An 18,246-nucleotide genomic window follows, 5' to 3' on the forward strand; every position below is an offset into this window, starting at 1 on the left:
TCAAAAAATATCTTTTTTATAATTAATTCAGGTGACGTTTTTCACCTTCATTTATTTATAAGGATATTATCATGTTAAAGAAAAGTGCTATTGCTGCGGCATTAGTCTTGTTTACCAGTTCCGCTTTTGCGCTGGATGGCGGTCAGTTGGACTTTGCCGGTTTGGTCAGTGACAACACCTGCGACCTGCACGTTGATGGCGGCGCGCAGGATGGTCAGATTACCCTGCAAACGGCAACCACTGCGGAAGTGACCAATGCGGGCGTCGTAAGCGCCAGCACTGTGGGTGCAAAACCTGAAGCTTTCTCAATCACCGTCGACTGCTCAAAAGCAACCGTTACAGGTAGTGCGAACTTAAGTATGGGCTCCGTTTTCTTCAGCAATAGCCAGGGAACGCTGAATAACGATCACACCGTTAACCAGGCGGCAACCGGTGTTGCAGTAGCGGTTCATTATTTAAAAGACGCCTCTACCGTTGAACAGGTAAAAATTAACGACTCTACGGATGTAAAAGTTAAAGCCTTTGACAACAAAAAAGCGACTTACAACTTCAAAGCATCTTACGTAAAAGAAGATAGCGCGACCGCTGTGACGGCCGGTTTTGTTAAAACCAACGCAGCTTACACCGTTACCTATCAGTAATACGTTTTTGGCGTGCACTGGTGCTCTACTGCACGCCACAATTATAAAAGGACATCATTATGACAAGGATGCGTCAATTTACCCTGGCTCTGCTTATGACAGGGGCGAGTTTATCCGCACACGCCGATATGGTGCTCTCAGGCACCCGCATTATTTATAATGCCGCGCAAAAAGACGTGACGTTACGCATGGAAAATAAAGGCTCACGTCCGTTATTAGTACAAACGTGGATTGATACAGGCAGCGAAAATGCCGATCCCAGTACCATCACCGTGCCTTTCACCGTCACGCCACCGGTTTCCCGGGTGGATGCCAAACGTGGCCAGACGGTAAAAATCGCCTGGAATAACTCACAAACATTACCCACCGATCGGGAGAGTGTGTTCTGGTTTAATGCGCTGGAAGTTCCGCCAAAAGTGAGCGATGCCGAAGCGAAAGATAAAAACATTCTTCAACTCGCTTTTCGCACGCGAATCAAACTGTTTTATCGCCCGGAGGGTCTGAGTGGAAACGCACCTGAGGCGGTAAAACAGCTCACCTGGCGTTTGCACTCCGCGGCTGGAAAAGTGCTGCTATCAGCAACCAACCCCACACCATTTTATGTTTCGTTTAGCGGCGTCAATGTGTCAGTTAACGGCAAAAAATACCTGGTTGAATCCAGCATGGTCGCCCCCAAAAGCAGTGCTGAAATGGCCGTTAAAGGGCTTACAACCCCACCGTCGAATGCCGTTGTCGAGTACTCCGCCATCAATGATTTTGGCGGCGCGATTGATGGTAAAACCAAACTTTGATCTTTAGAGAAAACCAAGCAGGGATTGCGGAAATGAAACGGTCATCCAACGACAGAAAGCTTCGTCTGTCACCCCTCGCCTGTCTGATTGCCTCTGGGCTGATGTCGTGCGCGCAGAATGCCCTGGCAGCGGAAGAAACTGTTGAGTTTGACAACACTTTTTTGATGGGTGCCGGTGCGAGAAACATCAATGTTGCACGTTACAGTGAAGGTAACCCCGCGCTGCCTGGCCGCTATGATGTCAGCGTCTACATTAACGAACAGGCCACCAGCAGCCTGAAACTGGACTTTATCGAAACCGAAAAAGGCAAAAGCGCCCAGGCCTGTATAACGCCAAATACTTTACTGCAACTCCACATCCGGGTGCCTGATAATCTGGCGGACAACGCAATCTTTCAGAAACGTGAACAGGCGGCACAGAGTTGCCTCAACCTGGCCGTGGCAATTCCTCAGTCCAGCGTGGCCTACAACAGTAACGATCAGCGGCTCGATATCGCCGTTCCGCAAATCTGGCTGCAAAAAACCTATGCCAACTATGTCGATCCTTCCCTTTGGGATGAAGGCATCAATGCGGCGATGCTCTCTTATACGGTGAACGGCTGGCGAAGCGAAACAACCGGGCAAACCACAGAAAGCAGCTACGCGGGCCTGATGGGCGGGATCAACCTGTGGGGCTGGCACTTCCGCTCCCACGGCAACTATTCCTGGGACAAAGACAAAGGCGGCAGCTTCGAGTTTCAAGATAAATACCTGCAGCGCGATATTCCTAAACTGCGCTCGCAGTTAGTGATGGGTGAAACCAACACTACCGGTGAAACCTTTGACTCTGTCGGCATTCGCGGCGTGCGTTTATACAGCGAAAGCCGAATGTTGCCGCCGACACTCGCGTCTTATGCGCCGGTTATCCGCGGCGTGGCGAACTCCAACGCCAAAGTCACCATCACTCAGAACGGTTATAAGATTTACGAAACCACCGTTCCGCCGGGGCCATTTGCCATTGATGACCTGACGCCTGCCGGCTACGGCGCCGATCTTGAAGTCACTATCACCGAATCAGATGGGTCGAAAAAAACCTTTTCTCAGGCCTACTCATCCGTCATGCAAATGATGCGCCCTGGCGTGGGGAAATGGGACTTTAGCGCCGGTGAGGTCAACAAAGATGATCTCAGAGATAAGCCTAATCTTATCCAGGGAACTTACTACTACGGCCTGACGAACACCTTTACCGGATATACCGGTTTGCAGGCGACGGATAACGGTTATTGGGCTGGGTTGCTGGGTGTGGGTATGAATACCTCTATCGGGGCGTTCTCTTTCGATGTGACCCAGTCGCATACCGAAATTCCGGATGACAAAACCTATAAAGGCCAGAGCTACCGTATTTCGTGGAATAAATATTTCGCGCCAACGGAAACCTCGCTCAATATCGCGGCGTATCGCTACTCAACCGAAAACTATCTGGGTCTTAATGATGCCCTCACGCTTATCGACTCAGCCAACCATCCTTATGACAGCGATTATCAGGGGCCCGGTAGCTATGGCCGTATGAAAAACCAGTTTAGCGTCAGCCTTAACCAGTCGCTCAAAAATGGCGATCGCGATTATGGATCGTTTTATCTGAACGGTACCTGGACGGACTATTGGGTCACCGGTGAATCCCAAAGCAGCTTTGCACTGGGCTATAGCAACGCCTTTAACTGGGCAAGCTACAGCATCAGCCTGCAGCGCACCTACGATGAAGATAACAATAAAGACGATTCGGTCTATCTGAGTTTATCTATACCGCTCGATAAGCTACTGGGTCGGAGTAGCCAGCAAGGCGGGTTCAGAACGCTGAACACCAGCGTTAACACCGATCTCAAGGGCAGTTCGCAGTATAACGCCAGCGCAATTGGTTACAGCCAGGATAACCGCTGGAACTACAGTGTGAACACAGCCTATAGCACCATGAAGGATAGCGACGATCTCAAAACCATCAGCAGCTTTGTCAGTTACGAATCGCCATGGGGCACATTATCAGGTTCAGCCTCCGCCAGCAGCGACCACTCACGCCAGTACGGCGTCAGCACTGACGGCGGCTTTGTTCTTCATCAGCATGGGCTGACCTTTACCAATGACAGCTTTACCGACTCCGACACGCTGGCGCTGGTCAATGCGGAAGGCGCACAGGGCGCAAGCATTAACTATGGCAACAGTACGGTCGATCGCTTTGGCTATGGAGTTACAAGCTCTCTCTCGCCTTACCGTGAGAACACCGTCGCACTCAACGTTGAGGAACTGGATAACGATGTGGAGCTGAAAAGCACCAGTACCGTCGCTATCCCGCGGCAGGGCTCGGTTGTTTTCAGTCACTTTGATACCGATAGCGGTCGCTCAGCCATCCTTAATCTGATACGCAGCGATAACAAGCCCGTGCCGTTTGCTGCCGATGTTACGGACAGTAAAGGGCTCTCGCTCGGTTCCGTAGGCCAGGGAAGTCAGGCCTTCATCCGGGGTATTGAACAACAAGGGGAGTTGGTTGTGACATGGCAGGAAAATAACCGTCAGCGACAGTGTCGTATTCACTACCAGGTGCCGTCTTCTCCGACCATGGCAGGTAAAACCGTCGTGTTGAACGCCGTACCTTGCAAACTGAACTAACACGACTGGAGAGCACATGAAAGTAAATTTACGACTGCCTCTGTTGTTGATAACGCTACAGGCACCTTTATGTTTATCAGCGACGGAGTTAACGGTGAACTTCACCGCCACGGTCAAAGAGACAACCTGTGCAATGGGGGTTAGCGCGTTAAGTGGATCGGCGGTCAGCGGCGACGCTGCCAGCGGTAATTACTATCTCGATTTCCCGACAATGGGTGTTGCAGATATCACCCAGAAAAGCGCACTTACCGAGGCCAGTTTTAAGGTGACGCCCACCAACTGCAATAACGATATTTCGAGCATTAAGATGACCATCAACGGCAACCGTAGCGGGGAATCAAATACCTTATTAATTAATGATAATGCTTCTTCGGCTGATGCGAGCGGTATTGGCGTCGGCTTTAAACGCCGGGGCGAAGATGATAATTCGCGCTTCACGCTTGATGGAAGCACCTATGTTGACTGGACAACCGATGAAATCGCTCAAGGGATGGAACTCACCGGGATTATCCGTCAGCTAAATGCGGCTAACGATATCAGTCCCGGGGCTTTTCAGGCCAAAGCCACGTTCGTTTTTAATTATAACTAACGGAAATAGTTCATGTTTTATCAACGAATTACGCTATTTTTCTTGTTTGTCGCCACCAATATAAGTTGCAGCCTTGCTGGCCCAAACTCATTGACGTTGACCGCCAGGACAACCGTCACGGCAAGTACCTGTACTGCAGAATTACATAATGCACAAGATCAACTTACCACGACTATCGATCTGGGTGATGTGTATCTCAATGAACTGGCCAATAAAAGCAAAACTAAAAGCTTCAGTCTGGTGTTCTCTCAGTGTGAGGGGCTGGTGAAGCATCAGGCCAGCGTGACGCTGTCGCCGCAAACCGGCTGTGATGGTTCCGCCAGCACCGGAGGCGGCTATCGCAACGCATTGTCAGGTAGTGATGCGGCGACCGGCGCGTCTGCCGAAGTATGGACGACGAATCAGCCTGAGGGGGCGGGTGCTCTTCAACTCCATTGCAAGACACCGCCAACCACTATTGTCGATGTGTCACAAGCCTCTGGTGCGAGTGTTACCCGCTGGCCGTTAAGCGCCAGGATGGTGATTGCCGCAAACAGCACGCTCGCGGACGTCAACGCAGGCAAATTCTCCACCCACGCGGTTTTCACCGTGACTTATGAGTAATTGAAGATGAAACTTAATTTCTGCGCTCTTGTCACCGGATCCCTGTTTTCGCTCACCGCAGTGGCGACAACAACGGATTTAAATATGACCGCCACAATTATTAATACCAGTTGTCAGATCTCATTCAGTAACGGCGGTCAGATCAACCTTGGAACCGTCACTCTTAATGATCTTGAGCGCAATACTGATGTGAACCAACTCTATTCAGGCGGTGCCCCCTTCAGTATCACCGTCAATAACTGTGTACAAAGTAGTGGTAAAACTCCATCCCATCTGACGGTTGATTTTTTACCTGTATCAGGAGCGTTGTCACCCGCCAATCAGCAGGTTTTTATTAACCAGCAGAGTAGCGGTGCACAAAACGTTGGGGTGGTAATTTTATCAACGCAGGATGCGCAAAATATTTTTAACGTACTTGATACACAAGGCCACTCACAAAGTATTTATCCCGTCAGTGCGGGCGAATTAAGCAATGCAACCTACCGTTTTCACGCGCGAATGCAAAAGGTTGATCCCGCACAAGCGGCTGGCAGTGGCGTCGTTAAAACCAGCGTTTTTGTCTCTGCCTATTATGATTAACGCCGCATATTTTATATCGATGTTTTCTCAAGGATGAAAAAAATGGATAAGATAAAAAAACATTCAGGAAGTACACAATGGCGAAGGGGTTTACTCATCCTGTTATTGGGATATATCCATTGTGCCAATGCCTCAAACGATACGCTTATCGTCGGGAGTAAGGATATGAATGGTGGCACAACATCGAATAATGGTGGCCCCGCAGGAGATGGCTATGCCACCAATATCGTTTCCTCCGGTGGTGCAAGCCAACTTGTGATCCCGAGGGCAGCCAATTTACAATCGAGCAATATAACACTGTCTTTGGGGAGAGTTGATACCTCTCAAAAAGGAGGAACCGGTGTGCTGTATTGCGCACAGGGTGGCACTATGTCGCCCATTACGCTCACCAGCCATTTCGTTCCCGCACCTGTTGCTGCACCTGAAGGGCATAAATTATTTAAGACCAACATCACTGGATTATATTTCAGAATGCATATGACTAATGTCAGCTCCTGGAAGGTATCGTCTGATGTAGATATTTATGTAGGGGATAGCGAACAACAATCTTTAGCGCTAATCCCAGAACATACAATTTGTGAAGCCCCCGAAGGCTCCTATGTTTCCGTCGGTGGATTCGGCAGCGACATTAAGGTCGAGTTTTATAACGACAACACGTTCAATCCAGGCACCACTGGCAGCGTTGAACTTCTGAGTAATGGCCCCTATCACTATGAACTGACCAACCTTTCGCCTGGGAACGGAATTTTTTCAAAATCTATTTTTCAAAAATTCGACCTTACTAATATCACGTTAAGTTCGCCAACCTGTCAAACAGCCACGCTTAGCGGTAATAGCGTTACCAATGGGGATACAGTTAGCCTCGGCGAGTATAGCCCCAAAGAAGTTATTGACGGTGCAAACAGTGTTCCCTTTTCTATTAATCTACAAAACTGCTATCGGGTGACCAATATTGAGGTGAAGTTGACAACGGCGTCTCCTGCTACTTCACCTTCACTGCTCGGTAACACGCTCACCACGAGTAATGCCCGTGGGGTTGGCGTCGAAATTAAGGGGGCGACTAACTCACACTTCCCGGAAACCATTCTTGAGCCTAATAATATCTCGTCCGTTTATAAAGCCTATGCCGATACCGCCGACGCCTCTAACGGAATTATTGGCACCGGCGCTGACGGAACACCGGGGAGTCAGGTAATGAACTTTACCGCAACACTTAAGCAGGATGGTAATCAACAGATCGTTGGGGGAGACTTCAAAGCTACCGCCACGTTCTCTATCACCTACCCCTGAGAAACCACCGGCAGGTCAGCCTGCCGGTTTTGACCATAAAGGGCTAACACTCATCACTCACATCCCCTACAATGCGCCAATCCTATCGATAACACTTATGGCTAACAGGGGTTATGATGAAACCGACCACCATCTCCTTACTGAACAAATACAAACAAGAAAAAAAACGCTTCGCCACCATTACCGCTTACGACTACAGCTTCGCCAAACTGTTTGCTGATGAAGGGCTGAATGTGATGTTGGTCGGCGATTCGCTGGGCATGACTGTTCAGGGGCACGAATCCACGCTGCCGGTAACGGTTGAAGACATCGCCTACCACACTGCCGCCGTGCGTCGCGGTGCACCAAACTGCCTGCTGCTGGCCGATCTGCCGTTTATGGCTTATGCCACGCCGGAACACGCGTTTGAAAACTCGGCTATCGTGATGCGCGCGGGCGCGAACATGGTCAAAATTGAAGGCGGCGCGTGGCTTGCCGATACGGTCAAAATGCTGGCCGAGCGCGCCGTACCGGTGTGTGGTCATCTGGGTCTAACCCCGCAGTCGGTCAACGTTTTCGGCGGGTATAAAGTGCAGGGCCGTGGCGATGCGGGCGATCGGTTGCTGAGCGATGCGCTGGCCCTGGAAGCCGCGGGAGCGCAACTGCTGGTACTGGAATGTGTGCCGGTTGAGCTGGCGAAACGCATTACCGAAGCGCTGGCGATCCCGGTTATCGGTATTGGCGCAGGTAACGTTACCGATGGACAAATTCTGGTGATGCACGACGCATTCGGAATAACCGGCGGCCATATCCCCAAATTCGCCAAAAATTTCCTCGCCGAAACGGGCGACATCCGTGCTGCCGTGCGGCAGTATATGGCTGAAGTGGAGTCCGGTGTCTATCCGGGCGAAGAACACAGTTTCCATTAAGGAGTCACGTTGTGTTAATTATCGAAACCCTGCCGCTGCTGCGTCAGCATATCCGCCGTCTGCGTATGGAAGGCAAGCGCGTGGCGCTGGTGCCCACCATGGGCAACCTGCACGATGGCCACATGAAGCTGGTCGACGAAGCAAAATCACGTGCGGATGTGGTAGTGGTCAGTATTTTCGTTAACCCGATGCAGTTCGATCGTCCGGAAGATCTGGCTCGCTACCCGCGCACCTTGCAGGAAGACAGCGAGAAGCTGAACAAGCGCAAAGTCGATCTGGTTTTCGCACCTTCTGCGCAGGAAATCTATCCGCAGGGCACTGAGAATCATACTTTTGTCGATGTACCGGGTCTCTCAACCATGCTCGAAGGTGCCAGTCGACCGGGGCACTTCCGCGGCGTTTCAACTATCGTCAGCAAGCTTTTTAACCTGATTCAGCCGGATATCGCCTGCTTCGGCGAAAAAGATTTTCAGCAACTGGCGTTGATTCGCAAAATGGTTGCCGATATGGGCTTCGATATTGAAATCGTGGGCGTGCCGATTATTCGCGCCAAAGATGGCCTGGCGCTCAGCTCACGTAACGGTTACCTGACGGCGGATCAACGTAAGATCGCGCCAGGCTTATATAAAGTGCTGAGCAGCGTGGCTGAAAAACTGCAAAACGGTGAACGCGATCAGCAGGAAATGATCGCCATCGCCGAGCAGGAGCTGAATGAAAAGGGCTTCCGCGCCGACGACATTCAGATCCGCGATGCCGATACTTTGCTCGACCTGACCGACAGCAGCAAACGTGCGGTGATCCTGATGGCCGCATGGCTCGGACAGGCTCGCCTCATCGACAACAAAATTGTCGAATTAGGCTGATTGACCGAAACTGGCGCTGACAGCGGTCAGCGCCAGTCGGGTATTTTATCGATTTCTTCGCGGGTTAGGTCAGTCATCTCAGCAACCAGTTCTGGCGACATGCCGCTTTTCAACATGCGTGCCGCAACACGTTGCGTGGCATTGCTTTCGCCCTGTTGCATACCCTGTTGCATACCTTGCTGTATTCCCTTTAATATCCCCTGCTCTTCAAGCCACTCAGCAACAGTTCCCATCTTCTTCTCCTTTGGCAAACGCCTTCCCAGTTCACGGAAAAATAGTTTCGGCTGGTCAGTATGACCACGCAATAGCATATAGTTTACCAGCGTGATTAATTGACTTTCGCTAGTGTACTCCGCGCTTAAAAGGGTGGCCAGATCCTCCAGCATTTTCATTAAATCGCGCTGGCGAATATGCTTTTGCAGCAGTTCAAGTATCGCCACGCGGCGATGCTGCATAATTTCATCGTCCGGAATGGTGGTGACATCCACCAGCGGGAACGGCTCGCAATAAAGGCGTCGAGCCAGTTCCGGCGAGGCAAACATATCCGTCCAGCACATTGAGTAGGGATAAGGGGATGTTTTCCCCTGATAGAAAAGGATAGGCACCACCAGCGGCAACTGCTGAAAACCCGCCTCAAGATGGCGTTGCATGGCGGCAATGGCATAACGCATCATCCGAAAGGCAATTTTCTTACTCGGCGTACTTTGATGTTCGAGCAGAATATGCAGATAGCCTGAATGCCCCTGCATCGATACGGAGTAAAGCACGTCAGAGTACTGCTCCTGTAAACTCTCTTCGACAAAATTCCCGGACTCCAGCTTGAGCGTACTGAGATCGCAAATCGCTTTAATGTCCTGCGGCAAATGAATATCCAGAAAATCACGTGCCGTATCGGTGTGCGTCAAAAACTGTTTGAATACCGCATCATGCGGCGTGTTGGCGACTCTTTGCATTATCCCGGCCTTTGCCATTCATCCCATGCGCGCAGTATCGCTGGAACAGCAACCCAACGTCAGCAAGGCAATGTTAACGCCTCGAGACGACTCGGGATAAAAATCAGAGAGATACATTCGTTACCGTCAGTTTCTCGCAGCTGTACGCAAACTGTGCGAAGAAACGACACCAGATGAGTAGACACCCAACCAAAATCGGGCAATACTGCCAGGAATTTCCTGAAGCTGATATTCACATCAGCTTTGTTATCGTTATGGTAGAAAGGTAGAAGTTATGATTCGCACTATGCTGCAAGGTAAGCTCCATCGCGTCAAAGTGACCCAGGCTGACCTGCACTACGAAGGTTCTTGCGCCATTGACCAGGATTTCCTTGACGCTGCCGGTATTCTTGAAAACGAAGCCATTGATATCTGGAACGTGACTAATGGTAAGCGCTTTTCCACTTACGCGATTGCGGCAGAGCGCGGTTCTCGCATCATCTCGGTGAACGGTGCGGCTGCACACTGCGCCGAAGTGGGCGATATTGTGATCATTGCAAGCTTCGTCACCATGCCAGATGAAGAAGCCCGTACCTGGCGTCCGAAAGTCGCTTACTTTGAAGGCGACAATGAGATGAAACGCACCGCAAAAGCCATTCCGGTTCAGGTTGCCTGATTCCCCTACCCCTGCGGCTGGTTGCTGACCAGCCGCGACATGGTCTCCAGTGAATCCGTTCTTAAAATGTAGAGTCGTTTCAACAGGAACGGATTGTCCCCCGGCTTCACCTTCCCTTTCACCGTCGTGACCGCCAGATGGAATCCCGCGTCGTTTGCCGCTTGCACTGCCGCAGCGTTATAGCCGCCAAACGGGTAAGAGAGATAGAGCACATGCGGGTTAAACTGCGCCAGTGCCCGACGTGAACGTTTAAAATCAAACAGAATATTGTGGTAACTGCGACTCAGTAGAATCGGATGACGAGAATAATCGACGCGATGCAGGAAGTGAGTATGTGACTGAAAATCAAATACATCCTGAATACCACGTAGTTCTGAAATGCTCATAAACTGCAGTGATGTCGGGTCCCACTTTTGCGGATGCGCTTTTATGCGCGACGAGATAATAAACGCCGTTGCCTTGAAGCCGTACTGCTTCAGCACCGGATACGCATAACGGCTGACCGATTTCAGGCCATCATCAAAGGTAATCACCACCGCCCGCGCCGGGAGGTTCATTTTATTGCGCACGTAGCCTTCCAGTTGATACATGCTCAGGGTGGCATACCCCCGATCGCGCAACCAGGTCATCTGGTTACTGAAAGCGCGCACCGAGGTGGTGGTCGAGGTGTGACGGAAGCGTGTATTTTCTTCATCACGCAGGATGTGATGATAGGTCAGCATCGGAATACCGTTATCCATCTGCGCATCCAGCGAACTGACGTAGGCCAGCCGATTACCAATGCGGATTTGATACCAAGTTTGATTCAGCCGCCCCTTTAGCGCGCTCAGAATAGGATAGCGCAGATTTTCCGCCAGCGTACCAAACGGCGCGCTGCCAGCATCCGGCGCGTTATAGACCGGTGTATCTTTCCAGGTTATCAGGTTCTGGTTACTGGTTGGCCGATGTAAATCGCCCAGTCCATCCTCAACGCGCTGTCGCCCCTGTACCGGTTCAAGGTGATCTTTATCGATAAACCCGGTGCCAAATCCGAAGCGAAATTCGTAATACTCCGCCGACGTAGGCACCACATCAAGGATTTGCCCTGCGCGAATATTGCCGACCGTGATAACACGATCGCCCACCTGCGCCCAGACTGCCGCATCTTCAGTGGTTTGCATATAACGAGGAGGAAGCCCTTGCGGGGCCGTCAGGGCTGCCGCCGCGCCGTTGGAGAGCAGCAACGTCAGTATGAATACAATGCGCATTAACATGGATAAAAACCGCAGCAAAAAACTGCCGCTATTGTAACAAAAGCAACATCAATGAATACGGTTAATATTTATACGCGTCATGTAGCAGGACGAAGGGCGGATTTTTTTGTTGCTGATGCCACAGGCTACTGACCCCCGCCGGGCCACGATCAACAATGGCATTGCGAAAATCCTCGCTGCTGAGCGTTTCCCGCAGCGGATAGTACTGGGCGAGTAAAGGAAAATCGATACCCGAAATCACTTCGCAACGATCGTGCTTATGGCTCATCAAAGCCGCAACGCGATAAGGCGCTGCGCCGGTTTTATCGGTCAGAAAAATGACACCATCACCGGAATCTGCCTGATGTAACGCGTCGCACATCATGCGGCTGAGCATATTGGAACTCATTCCGCGCCAGTAATTCACCGCCCGGCACTGGACTACCGAACCAAATTTTTTCTCCAGACGTTCGAGCAATTCCTCTGCCCGATCGTCATGACAGGCGATTACCCAACCCAACATAGTGACTTACCTCCCTGGTAAAAGCATACTGTAGCGGGAAAAAGGAAAAATAACGGTGATAACGCTCTAATTTTTCCCCCGGGAAAACCCGGGGGAGTGGCGAATCAACTACGCAGGCCGCGTCCGCGCTGGATGAGATACCAGCACAGCAGGTAGAAGGCGACGATGAAAATCACCAGCACGCCAAAAGTGGTGACCAGCGGCACATCGTGAATGCCAAGGAAGCCGTAGCGGAAGCCGCTTATCATATAGACAATCGGGTTCAGATGCGACAGCCCCTGCCAGAACGGCGGCAGTAACGTCAGGGAATAAAACACCCCGCCGAGATAGGTAAGCGGTGTCAACACGAAGGTCGGAATCAGGCTGATGTCATCAAAGGTTTTCGCAAAAACTGCGTTGAGCAGGCCCGCCAGCGAGAACAGCACCGCCGTCAGGAGAAGCGTTAACGCGACAAATACCCATGAATGCACCTGGAACGGCACAAAGAAAAGGGAAATGGCCGTCACCAGAATGCCCACACATAACCCGCGCGCCACGCCACCGCCAACATAACCGGCGATAATCACATGCGTCGGTACGGGTGCGACCAGCAACTCTTCAATGTTGCGCTGGAATTTAGCGCTAAAGAATGAAGAGGCAACGTTGGCGTAGGCGTTGGTGATAACAGACATCATAATCAGCCCCGGCACAATAAACTGCATATAGCTGAAACCATGCATTTCACCGATACGTGAGCCAATCAGATTACCGAAGATAATAAAGTAGAGGGTCATGGTGATGACCGGCGGCACCAGCGTTTGCACCCAGATACGCATGAAACGGTGGATCTCTTTGGTCCAGATACTTTTCAGGGCCACCCAATAAAGCTGCATCATGCCTGCTCTCCTTGTTTTTCATGGACCAGCGAGACAAACAGCTCTTCCAGTCGGTTCGCTTTGTTACGCATACTTAATACCTGAATACCCTGCGCGCTAAGCTGGGCGAACACGCTGTTAATTCCCTGCTCACGCAGTACTTCCACTTCTAAAGTTGAGGTGTCGACAAGACGATACTGATAGCCATCAAGCGTTGGCAGCGGGCTCTTCGGCGCTAAATCGAGAATGAACGTTTCCGACTTAAGCTTTGAAAGCAGGTTCTTCATCGAGGTGTTTTCCACCAGCGAACCGTGCTGAATGATGCCAATGTTGCGGCACAACATTTCCGCCTCTTCCAGGTAGTGAGTGGTGAGAATGATCGTGGTGCCTTTGTCGTTTAAATCCTTCAAAAAACCCCACATTGAGCGGCGAAGTTCGATATCCACGCCTGCGGTGGGTTCATCCAGAATCAGCAGTTTTGGCTCGTGCATCAGGGCGCGAGCAATCATCAAACGACGCTTCATCCCACCAGATAACATACGCGCACGTTCGTTGCGTTTTTCCCACAAATCGAGCTGTTTTAAATACTTTTCACTGCGTGAAATGGCATCTTTATGCTCAACACCGTAGTAGCCCGCCTGGTGCACCACAATCTGTTGCACCGTTTCAAAGGGGTTGAAGTTAAACTCCTGCGGCACGAGGCCAAGCTGGCGTTTGGCGTTCACCACATCTTTTTGCAGATCGTAGCCAAACACGCTCACAGAGCCGGACGTTTTATTCACCAGTGAGCTGATAATACCAATCGTGGTTGATTTACCCGCACCGTTCGGCCCGAGCAGCGCGTAGAAGTCTCCGGCTTCCACTTGCAGATCGATTCCGCGCAGTGCCTGGACGCCCCCAGGATAGGTTTTTTTGAGCTGTTTTAGTTCCAGTGCAATGGTCATTGAATATCTCTTTTGAATTCTTGCGTTCAATGTATGGTTTTAAAAAAAGTTGAGTTGACCTATATTAGCGCAACGCACTTACTTGGTTACAGGTCGTTAACCTCCATGAAAGACATAGATACACTCATCAGCAACAATGAACTATGGTCAAAAATGCTGGTGGAAGAGGACCCCGGATTTTTCGAGAAACTGGCGCAAGCGCAGAAACCGCGCTTTCTATGGATTGGATGTTCCGACAGCCGCGTTCCCGCCGAACGTTTAACCGGTCTTGAGCCGGGCGAATTATTTGTTCACCGAAATGTTGCCAACCTGGTCATTCACACCGATTTGAACTGTCTTTCCGTGGTTCAGTACGCTGTGGATGTGCTGGAAGTTGAGCATATCATTATCTGCGGCCACTATGGCTGCGGCGGTGTTCAGGCAGCGGTTGAAAACCCGGAGCTCGGCCTTATCAACAACTGGCTACTGCACATTCGCGATATCTGGTTCAAACACAGTTCTCTGCTCGGTGAAATGCCGCAGGAGCGCCGTCTGGACACGCTTTGCGAACTGAACGTGATGGAGCAGGTGTATAACCTGGGCCACTCTACCATTATGCAGTCAGCGTGGAAACGTGGGCAGAAAGTCACCGTTCACGGCTGGGCCTACGGCATTCACGATGGCCTGCTGCGCGATCTTGATGTGACGGCAACCAACCGTGAAACCCTGGAGCAGCGTTATCGCAACGGGATTTCTAACCTCAAGCTGAAACACGCCAACCACAAGTAACATCTGTTAAAAAGCCGGGCGGCGGCATCGCCTCACCCGGCTTAGATAGGCAGGTCGGACGAACGAAGCGCTATCCGACACCAAACGACGATTACTCGTCCAGCAGAACCACTTTCCCGACATATGGCAGATGGCGATAACGCTGTGCGTAATCGATGCCGTATCCCACGACAAATTCATCTTCAATGGCAAAGCCCACGTACTCAACCGGCACGTTGACTTCGCGGCGGGACGGTTTATCCAGCAGCGTACAGATTGCCAATGATTTTGGCCCACGCAGGCTAAGAATTTCACGGACTTTCGACAGGGTATTCCCGGAGTCGATGATATCTTCCACGATCAACACATCTTTACCGCGAATGTCTTCGTCCAGATCTTTGAGGATTTTGACGTCACGCGTGGTGGACATACCGCTGCCGTAGCTGGAAGCCGTCATAAAATCGACTTCATGGGAGACATGCACTTCACGGCACAGGTCAGCCATGAACATAAATGAGCCACGCAGCAAACCCACTAATACCATTTCACTGCCACTGTCTTTGTAGTGCTCAGTAATTTGACGGCCCAATTCAGCGATACGCGCTTTGATCTCCGCTTCCGGGATCATCACTTCCACAGTATGTTTCATAAAACTAACCATATGATTTTAGAGGTAAATCTATCGATATCCCGGCGCTACGCGCAGGCATCGTTCGGCAAGCGCGTCAGTATACCAGCAAATCGATTTCTCCGCTGAATTGGATAATAAAGCAAATTTTGTGATACCCGTCACAGTTGTTAAATCCTATAATCAATTGAAAGCAATAATTAACAAACTGACGCGAGTATTCTCTATGGCAGAAACAAAATCACAACAACCACGGTTACTCGTGGTGCTCACGGCCGTTTTTGCGGCTATCTGTGGGCTCTATCTTCTCATCGGAGGAGGCTGGCTGGTCGCGATTGGCGGCTCCTGGTACTACCCTATCGCCGGCCTGGTGATGCTGGCCGTGGCGGTGATGCTGTGGCGTAGCAAACGTGCGGCGCTTTGGCTTTATGCTGCTTTCCTGCTGGCGACCATGATTTGGGGCGTCTGGGAAGTGGGCTTCGACTTCTGGGCGCTGACCCCGCGCAGCGATATTCTGGTCTTCTTCGGTATCTGGCTGATTTTGCCATTTGTCTGGCGTCGCCTGATTATCCCATCCAGCGGAGCCGTTGCCGCGCTGGTGGTGGCGCTACTGATTAGCGGCGGCATCCTGACCTGGGCTGGCTTCAATGACCCGCAGGAAGTGAACGGTACGTTAAACGCCGAAGCGACACCTGCCGAGCCGATTTCCACCGTGGCGGATCAAGACTGGCCTGCTTATGGCCGTAATCAGGAAGGCCAGCGTTTCTCTCCACTTAAGCAGATCAACGCGGATAACGTCCACAAGCTGAAAGAAGCCTGGGTGTTCCGTACTGGCGATCTTAAACGCGAAGACGATCCGGGTGAGCTGACCAATGAAGTGACACCGATTAAAGTCGGCAACATGCTTTATCTTTGTACCGCCCACCAGCGTCTGTTCGCGCTGGATGCGGCAACCGGGAAAGAAAAATGGCACTTTGATCCGCAACTCAACTCCAATCCGAGCTTCCAGCACGTCACCTGCCGTGGTGTTTCTTACCACGAAGCACGTGCCGAAACGGCAAGTACCGATGTCATGGCAGACTGCCCGCGTCGCATTATTCTACCGGTGAACGATGGTCGTCTGTTTGCCCTCAACGCCGAAACCGGCAAACTGTGTGAGACCTTTGCCAATAAAGGGATCCTTAATCTTCAGACCAACATGCCGGATACTACGCCGGGCCTGTATGAACCAACTTCTCCGCCGATTATTACCGATAAAACCATCGTCATTGCCGGTTCGGTGACGGATAACTTCTCGACGCGTGAAACGTCTGGCGTTATTCGTGGCTTCGACGTGAACACCGGTAAGCTGCTGTGGGCCTTTGATCCGGGCGCGAAAGATCCGAACGCCATTCCGTCGGATGAACACACCTTTACCTTTAACTCGCCGAACTCCTGGGCACCAGCAGCATATGACGCGAAACTGGATCTGGTCTATCTGCCGATGGGTGTGACCACCCCAGATATCTGGGGCGGCAACCGTACGCCGGAGCAGGAACGCTATGCCAGCTCTATCGTGGCACTCAATGCCACTACCGGGAAACTGGTGTGGAGTTACCAGACCGTTCACCACGATCTGTGGGATATGGATATGCCGTCCCAGCCGACGCTTGCGGATATTACGGTTAAAGGCCAGAAAGTCCCGGTTATTTACGCGCCGGCGAAAACGGGAAACATCTTCGTGCTGGATCGTCGTAACGGCGAGCTGGTCGTCCCGGCTCCGGAAAAACCGGTTCCGCAGGGCGCGGCGAAAGGTGATTACGTCACCAAAACGCAGCCGTTCTCGGATCTCAGCTTCCGTCCGAAGAAAGATTTAACCGGTGCGGATATGTGGGGCGCCACCATGTTCGACCAACTGGTGTGCCGCGTGATGTTCCACCAGATGCGCTATGAAGGTATCTTCACCCCGCCGTCTGAGCAGGGCACACTGGTATTCCCGGGTAACCTGGGGATGTTCGAATGGGGCGGTATCTCCGTTGACCCGAACCGTCAGGTAGCGATTGCCAACCCGATGGCACTGCCGTTTGTCTCAAAACTGATCCCACGTGGCCCAGGTAACCCAATGGAGCCGCCGAAAGACGCGAAAGGTAGCGGTACCGAATCCGGTATACAGCCGCAGTATGGCGTGCCGTTCGGCGTTACCCTGAACCCGTTCCTGTCGCCGTTTGGTCTGCCTTGCAAACAGCCAGCCTGGGGTTACATCTCCGCGCTGGATCTGAAAACGAACGAAGTGGTATGGAAAAAACGTATCGGTACCCCGCAGGACAGCATGCCGTTCCCGATGCCAGTTCCTGTACCGTTTAATATGGGTATGCCGATGCTGGGCGGGCCAATCTCTACTGCAGGTAACGTTCTGTTCATCGCGGCAACCGCTGATAACTATCTGCGCGCTTACAACATGAGCAACGGTGAAAAACTGTGGCAGGGTCGTTTACCGGCAGGTGGTCAGGCGACGCCGATGACCTATGAAGCGAATGGCAAGCAGTTCGTGGTCATCTCCGCAGGCGGACATGGTTCGTTTGGTACGAAGATGGGCGACTATATTGTCGCGTATGCGCTGCCGGATGATGTGAAGTAATTTGCCTCCCCTCACCCCGCCCCTCTCCCACAGGGAGAGGGAGAAAACCAGGGCACAATCCGTTCCCTCTCCCACAAGGAGAAGGAGAAAACCAGCGGGCACAATCGGTTCCCTCTCCCTGTGGGAGTGTACAGTCCGGGGACATAGTGAACACTTGTTCGGAGACATGGTAGACACTTACAACTAAGGC

At 51.6% G+C, this 18,246-nt stretch carries 18 protein-coding genes; 12 read left to right on the top strand and 6 right to left on the bottom strand.

The genetic code is table 11. From position 1 onward, the window contains the following. The first annotated feature begins 71 nt into the window (after positions 1 to 71). From DBY68_RS22305 to panC, 9 genes are all read left to right on the top strand, one after another. Positions 72 to 641, top strand: a complete 570-nt coding sequence (locus DBY68_RS22305; protein ID WP_108476991.1) for a fimbrial protein — start codon at positions 72 to 74, stop codon at positions 639 to 641. A 59-nt stretch (positions 642 to 700) separates the two neighbouring features. Next, positions 701 to 1,432 (top strand): fimbrial chaperone, encoded by a 732-nt coding sequence (locus DBY68_RS22310; protein ID WP_108476992.1) that lies wholly within the window; start codon positions 701 to 703, stop codon positions 1,430 to 1,432. A 32-nt stretch (positions 1,433 to 1,464) separates the two neighbouring features. Continuing rightward, positions 1,465 to 4,071: an outer membrane usher protein gene (locus DBY68_RS22315; protein WP_108476993.1), complete on the top strand. Its 2,607-nt coding sequence runs from the start codon at positions 1,465 to 1,467 to the stop codon at positions 4,069 to 4,071. A gap of 16 nt (positions 4,072 to 4,087) precedes the next feature. Continuing rightward, on the top strand, positions 4,088 to 4,660 hold the full coding sequence (locus DBY68_RS22320; RefSeq protein WP_108476994.1) for a fimbrial protein: 573 nt from the start codon (positions 4,088 to 4,090) through the stop codon (positions 4,658 to 4,660). 12 nt (positions 4,661 to 4,672) lie between these two features. Then, positions 4,673 to 5,263, top strand: a complete 591-nt coding sequence (locus DBY68_RS22325; RefSeq protein WP_108476995.1) for a fimbrial protein — start codon at positions 4,673 to 4,675, stop codon at positions 5,261 to 5,263. Between the two features lie 6 nt (positions 5,264 to 5,269). Continuing rightward, positions 5,270 to 5,842 (top strand): fimbrial-like protein, encoded by a 573-nt coding sequence (locus DBY68_RS22330; RefSeq protein ID WP_108476996.1) that lies wholly within the window; start codon positions 5,270 to 5,272, stop codon positions 5,840 to 5,842. A 42-nt stretch (positions 5,843 to 5,884) separates the two neighbouring features. Beyond that, positions 5,885 to 7,132 (top strand): fimbrial protein, encoded by a 1,248-nt coding sequence (locus DBY68_RS22335; protein ID WP_108476997.1) that lies wholly within the window; start codon positions 5,885 to 5,887, stop codon positions 7,130 to 7,132. A gap of 116 nt (positions 7,133 to 7,248) precedes the next feature. Beyond that, on the top strand, positions 7,249 to 8,040 hold the full coding sequence (gene panB, locus DBY68_RS22340) for a 3-methyl-2-oxobutanoate hydroxymethyltransferase (protein WP_108476998.1): 792 nt from the start codon (positions 7,249 to 7,251) through the stop codon (positions 8,038 to 8,040). A gap of 11 nt (positions 8,041 to 8,051) precedes the next feature. Continuing rightward, complete coding sequence (gene panC, locus DBY68_RS22345) at positions 8,052 to 8,903, top strand: pantoate--beta-alanine ligase (RefSeq protein ID WP_108476999.1); 852 nt, start codon at positions 8,052 to 8,054, stop codon at positions 8,901 to 8,903. A 26-nt stretch (positions 8,904 to 8,929) separates the two neighbouring features. Here panC and DBY68_RS22350 read toward each other — a convergent pair whose 3' ends face one another. Next, positions 8,930 to 9,856, bottom strand: a complete 927-nt coding sequence (locus DBY68_RS22350) for an Rpn family recombination-promoting nuclease/putative transposase (protein ID WP_108477000.1) — start codon at positions 9,854 to 9,856, stop codon at positions 8,930 to 8,932. Between the two features lie 274 nt (positions 9,857 to 10,130). On the opposite strand from DBY68_RS22350, the gene panD reads away from it, so the two are divergent. Further along, positions 10,131 to 10,511 (top strand): aspartate 1-decarboxylase, encoded by a 381-nt coding sequence (panD, locus tag DBY68_RS22360; protein WP_015965876.1) that lies wholly within the window; start codon positions 10,131 to 10,133, stop codon positions 10,509 to 10,511. Between the two features lie 5 nt (positions 10,512 to 10,516). Here panD and DBY68_RS22365 read toward each other — a convergent pair whose 3' ends face one another. From DBY68_RS22365 to DBY68_RS22380, 4 genes are all read right to left on the bottom strand, one after another. Further along, the gene (locus DBY68_RS22365) at positions 10,517 to 11,764 is read right to left on the bottom strand and encodes a polysaccharide deacetylase family protein (protein ID WP_108477001.1); all 1,248 of its coding nucleotides are present in this window, start codon (positions 11,762 to 11,764) and stop codon (positions 10,517 to 10,519) included. A 61-nt stretch (positions 11,765 to 11,825) separates the two neighbouring features. Next, positions 11,826 to 12,266 (bottom strand): PTS sugar transporter subunit IIA, encoded by a 441-nt coding sequence (locus tag DBY68_RS22370; RefSeq protein WP_108477002.1) that lies wholly within the window; start codon positions 12,264 to 12,266, stop codon positions 11,826 to 11,828. A 104-nt stretch (positions 12,267 to 12,370) separates the two neighbouring features. Continuing rightward, the gene (locus DBY68_RS22375; protein WP_108477003.1) at positions 12,371 to 13,141 is read right to left on the bottom strand and encodes an ABC transporter permease; all 771 of its coding nucleotides are present in this window, start codon (positions 13,139 to 13,141) and stop codon (positions 12,371 to 12,373) included. Continuing rightward, positions 13,138 to 14,064 carry an ABC transporter ATP-binding protein gene (locus DBY68_RS22380; protein ID WP_108477004.1) on the bottom strand — a complete coding sequence of 309 codons (927 nt, stop codon included), beginning with the start codon at positions 14,062 to 14,064 and terminating at the stop codon, positions 13,138 to 13,140. The genes DBY68_RS22375 and DBY68_RS22380 overlap by 4 nt, the downstream gene beginning before the upstream one ends. Positions 14,065 to 14,169: 105 nt before the next feature. Here DBY68_RS22380 and can point away from each other — a divergent pair, with 105 nt between their 5' ends. Further along, positions 14,170 to 14,832 carry a carbonate dehydratase gene (can, locus tag DBY68_RS22385; protein ID WP_108477005.1) on the top strand — a complete coding sequence of 221 codons (663 nt, stop codon included), beginning with the start codon at positions 14,170 to 14,172 and terminating at the stop codon, positions 14,830 to 14,832. Positions 14,833 to 14,923: 91 nt separating this feature from the next. Here can and hpt read toward each other — a convergent pair whose 3' ends face one another. Next, positions 14,924 to 15,460, bottom strand: coding sequence for a hypoxanthine phosphoribosyltransferase (gene hpt / locus DBY68_RS22390; RefSeq protein ID WP_015965881.1), 537 nt, complete (start codon positions 15,458 to 15,460; stop codon positions 14,924 to 14,926). 205 nt (positions 15,461 to 15,665) lie between these two features. On the opposite strand from hpt, the gene DBY68_RS22395 reads away from it, so the two are divergent. Continuing rightward, complete coding sequence (locus DBY68_RS22395; RefSeq protein WP_108477006.1) at positions 15,666 to 18,056, top strand: glucose/quinate/shikimate family membrane-bound PQQ-dependent dehydrogenase; 2,391 nt, start codon at positions 15,666 to 15,668, stop codon at positions 18,054 to 18,056. Positions 18,057 to 18,246 lie beyond the last annotated feature (190 nt).

Source organism: Pseudocitrobacter sp. RIT415 (assembly GCF_003057695.2).
Classification (GTDB): domain Bacteria; phylum Pseudomonadota; class Gammaproteobacteria; order Enterobacterales; family Enterobacteriaceae; genus Pseudocitrobacter; species Pseudocitrobacter faecalis.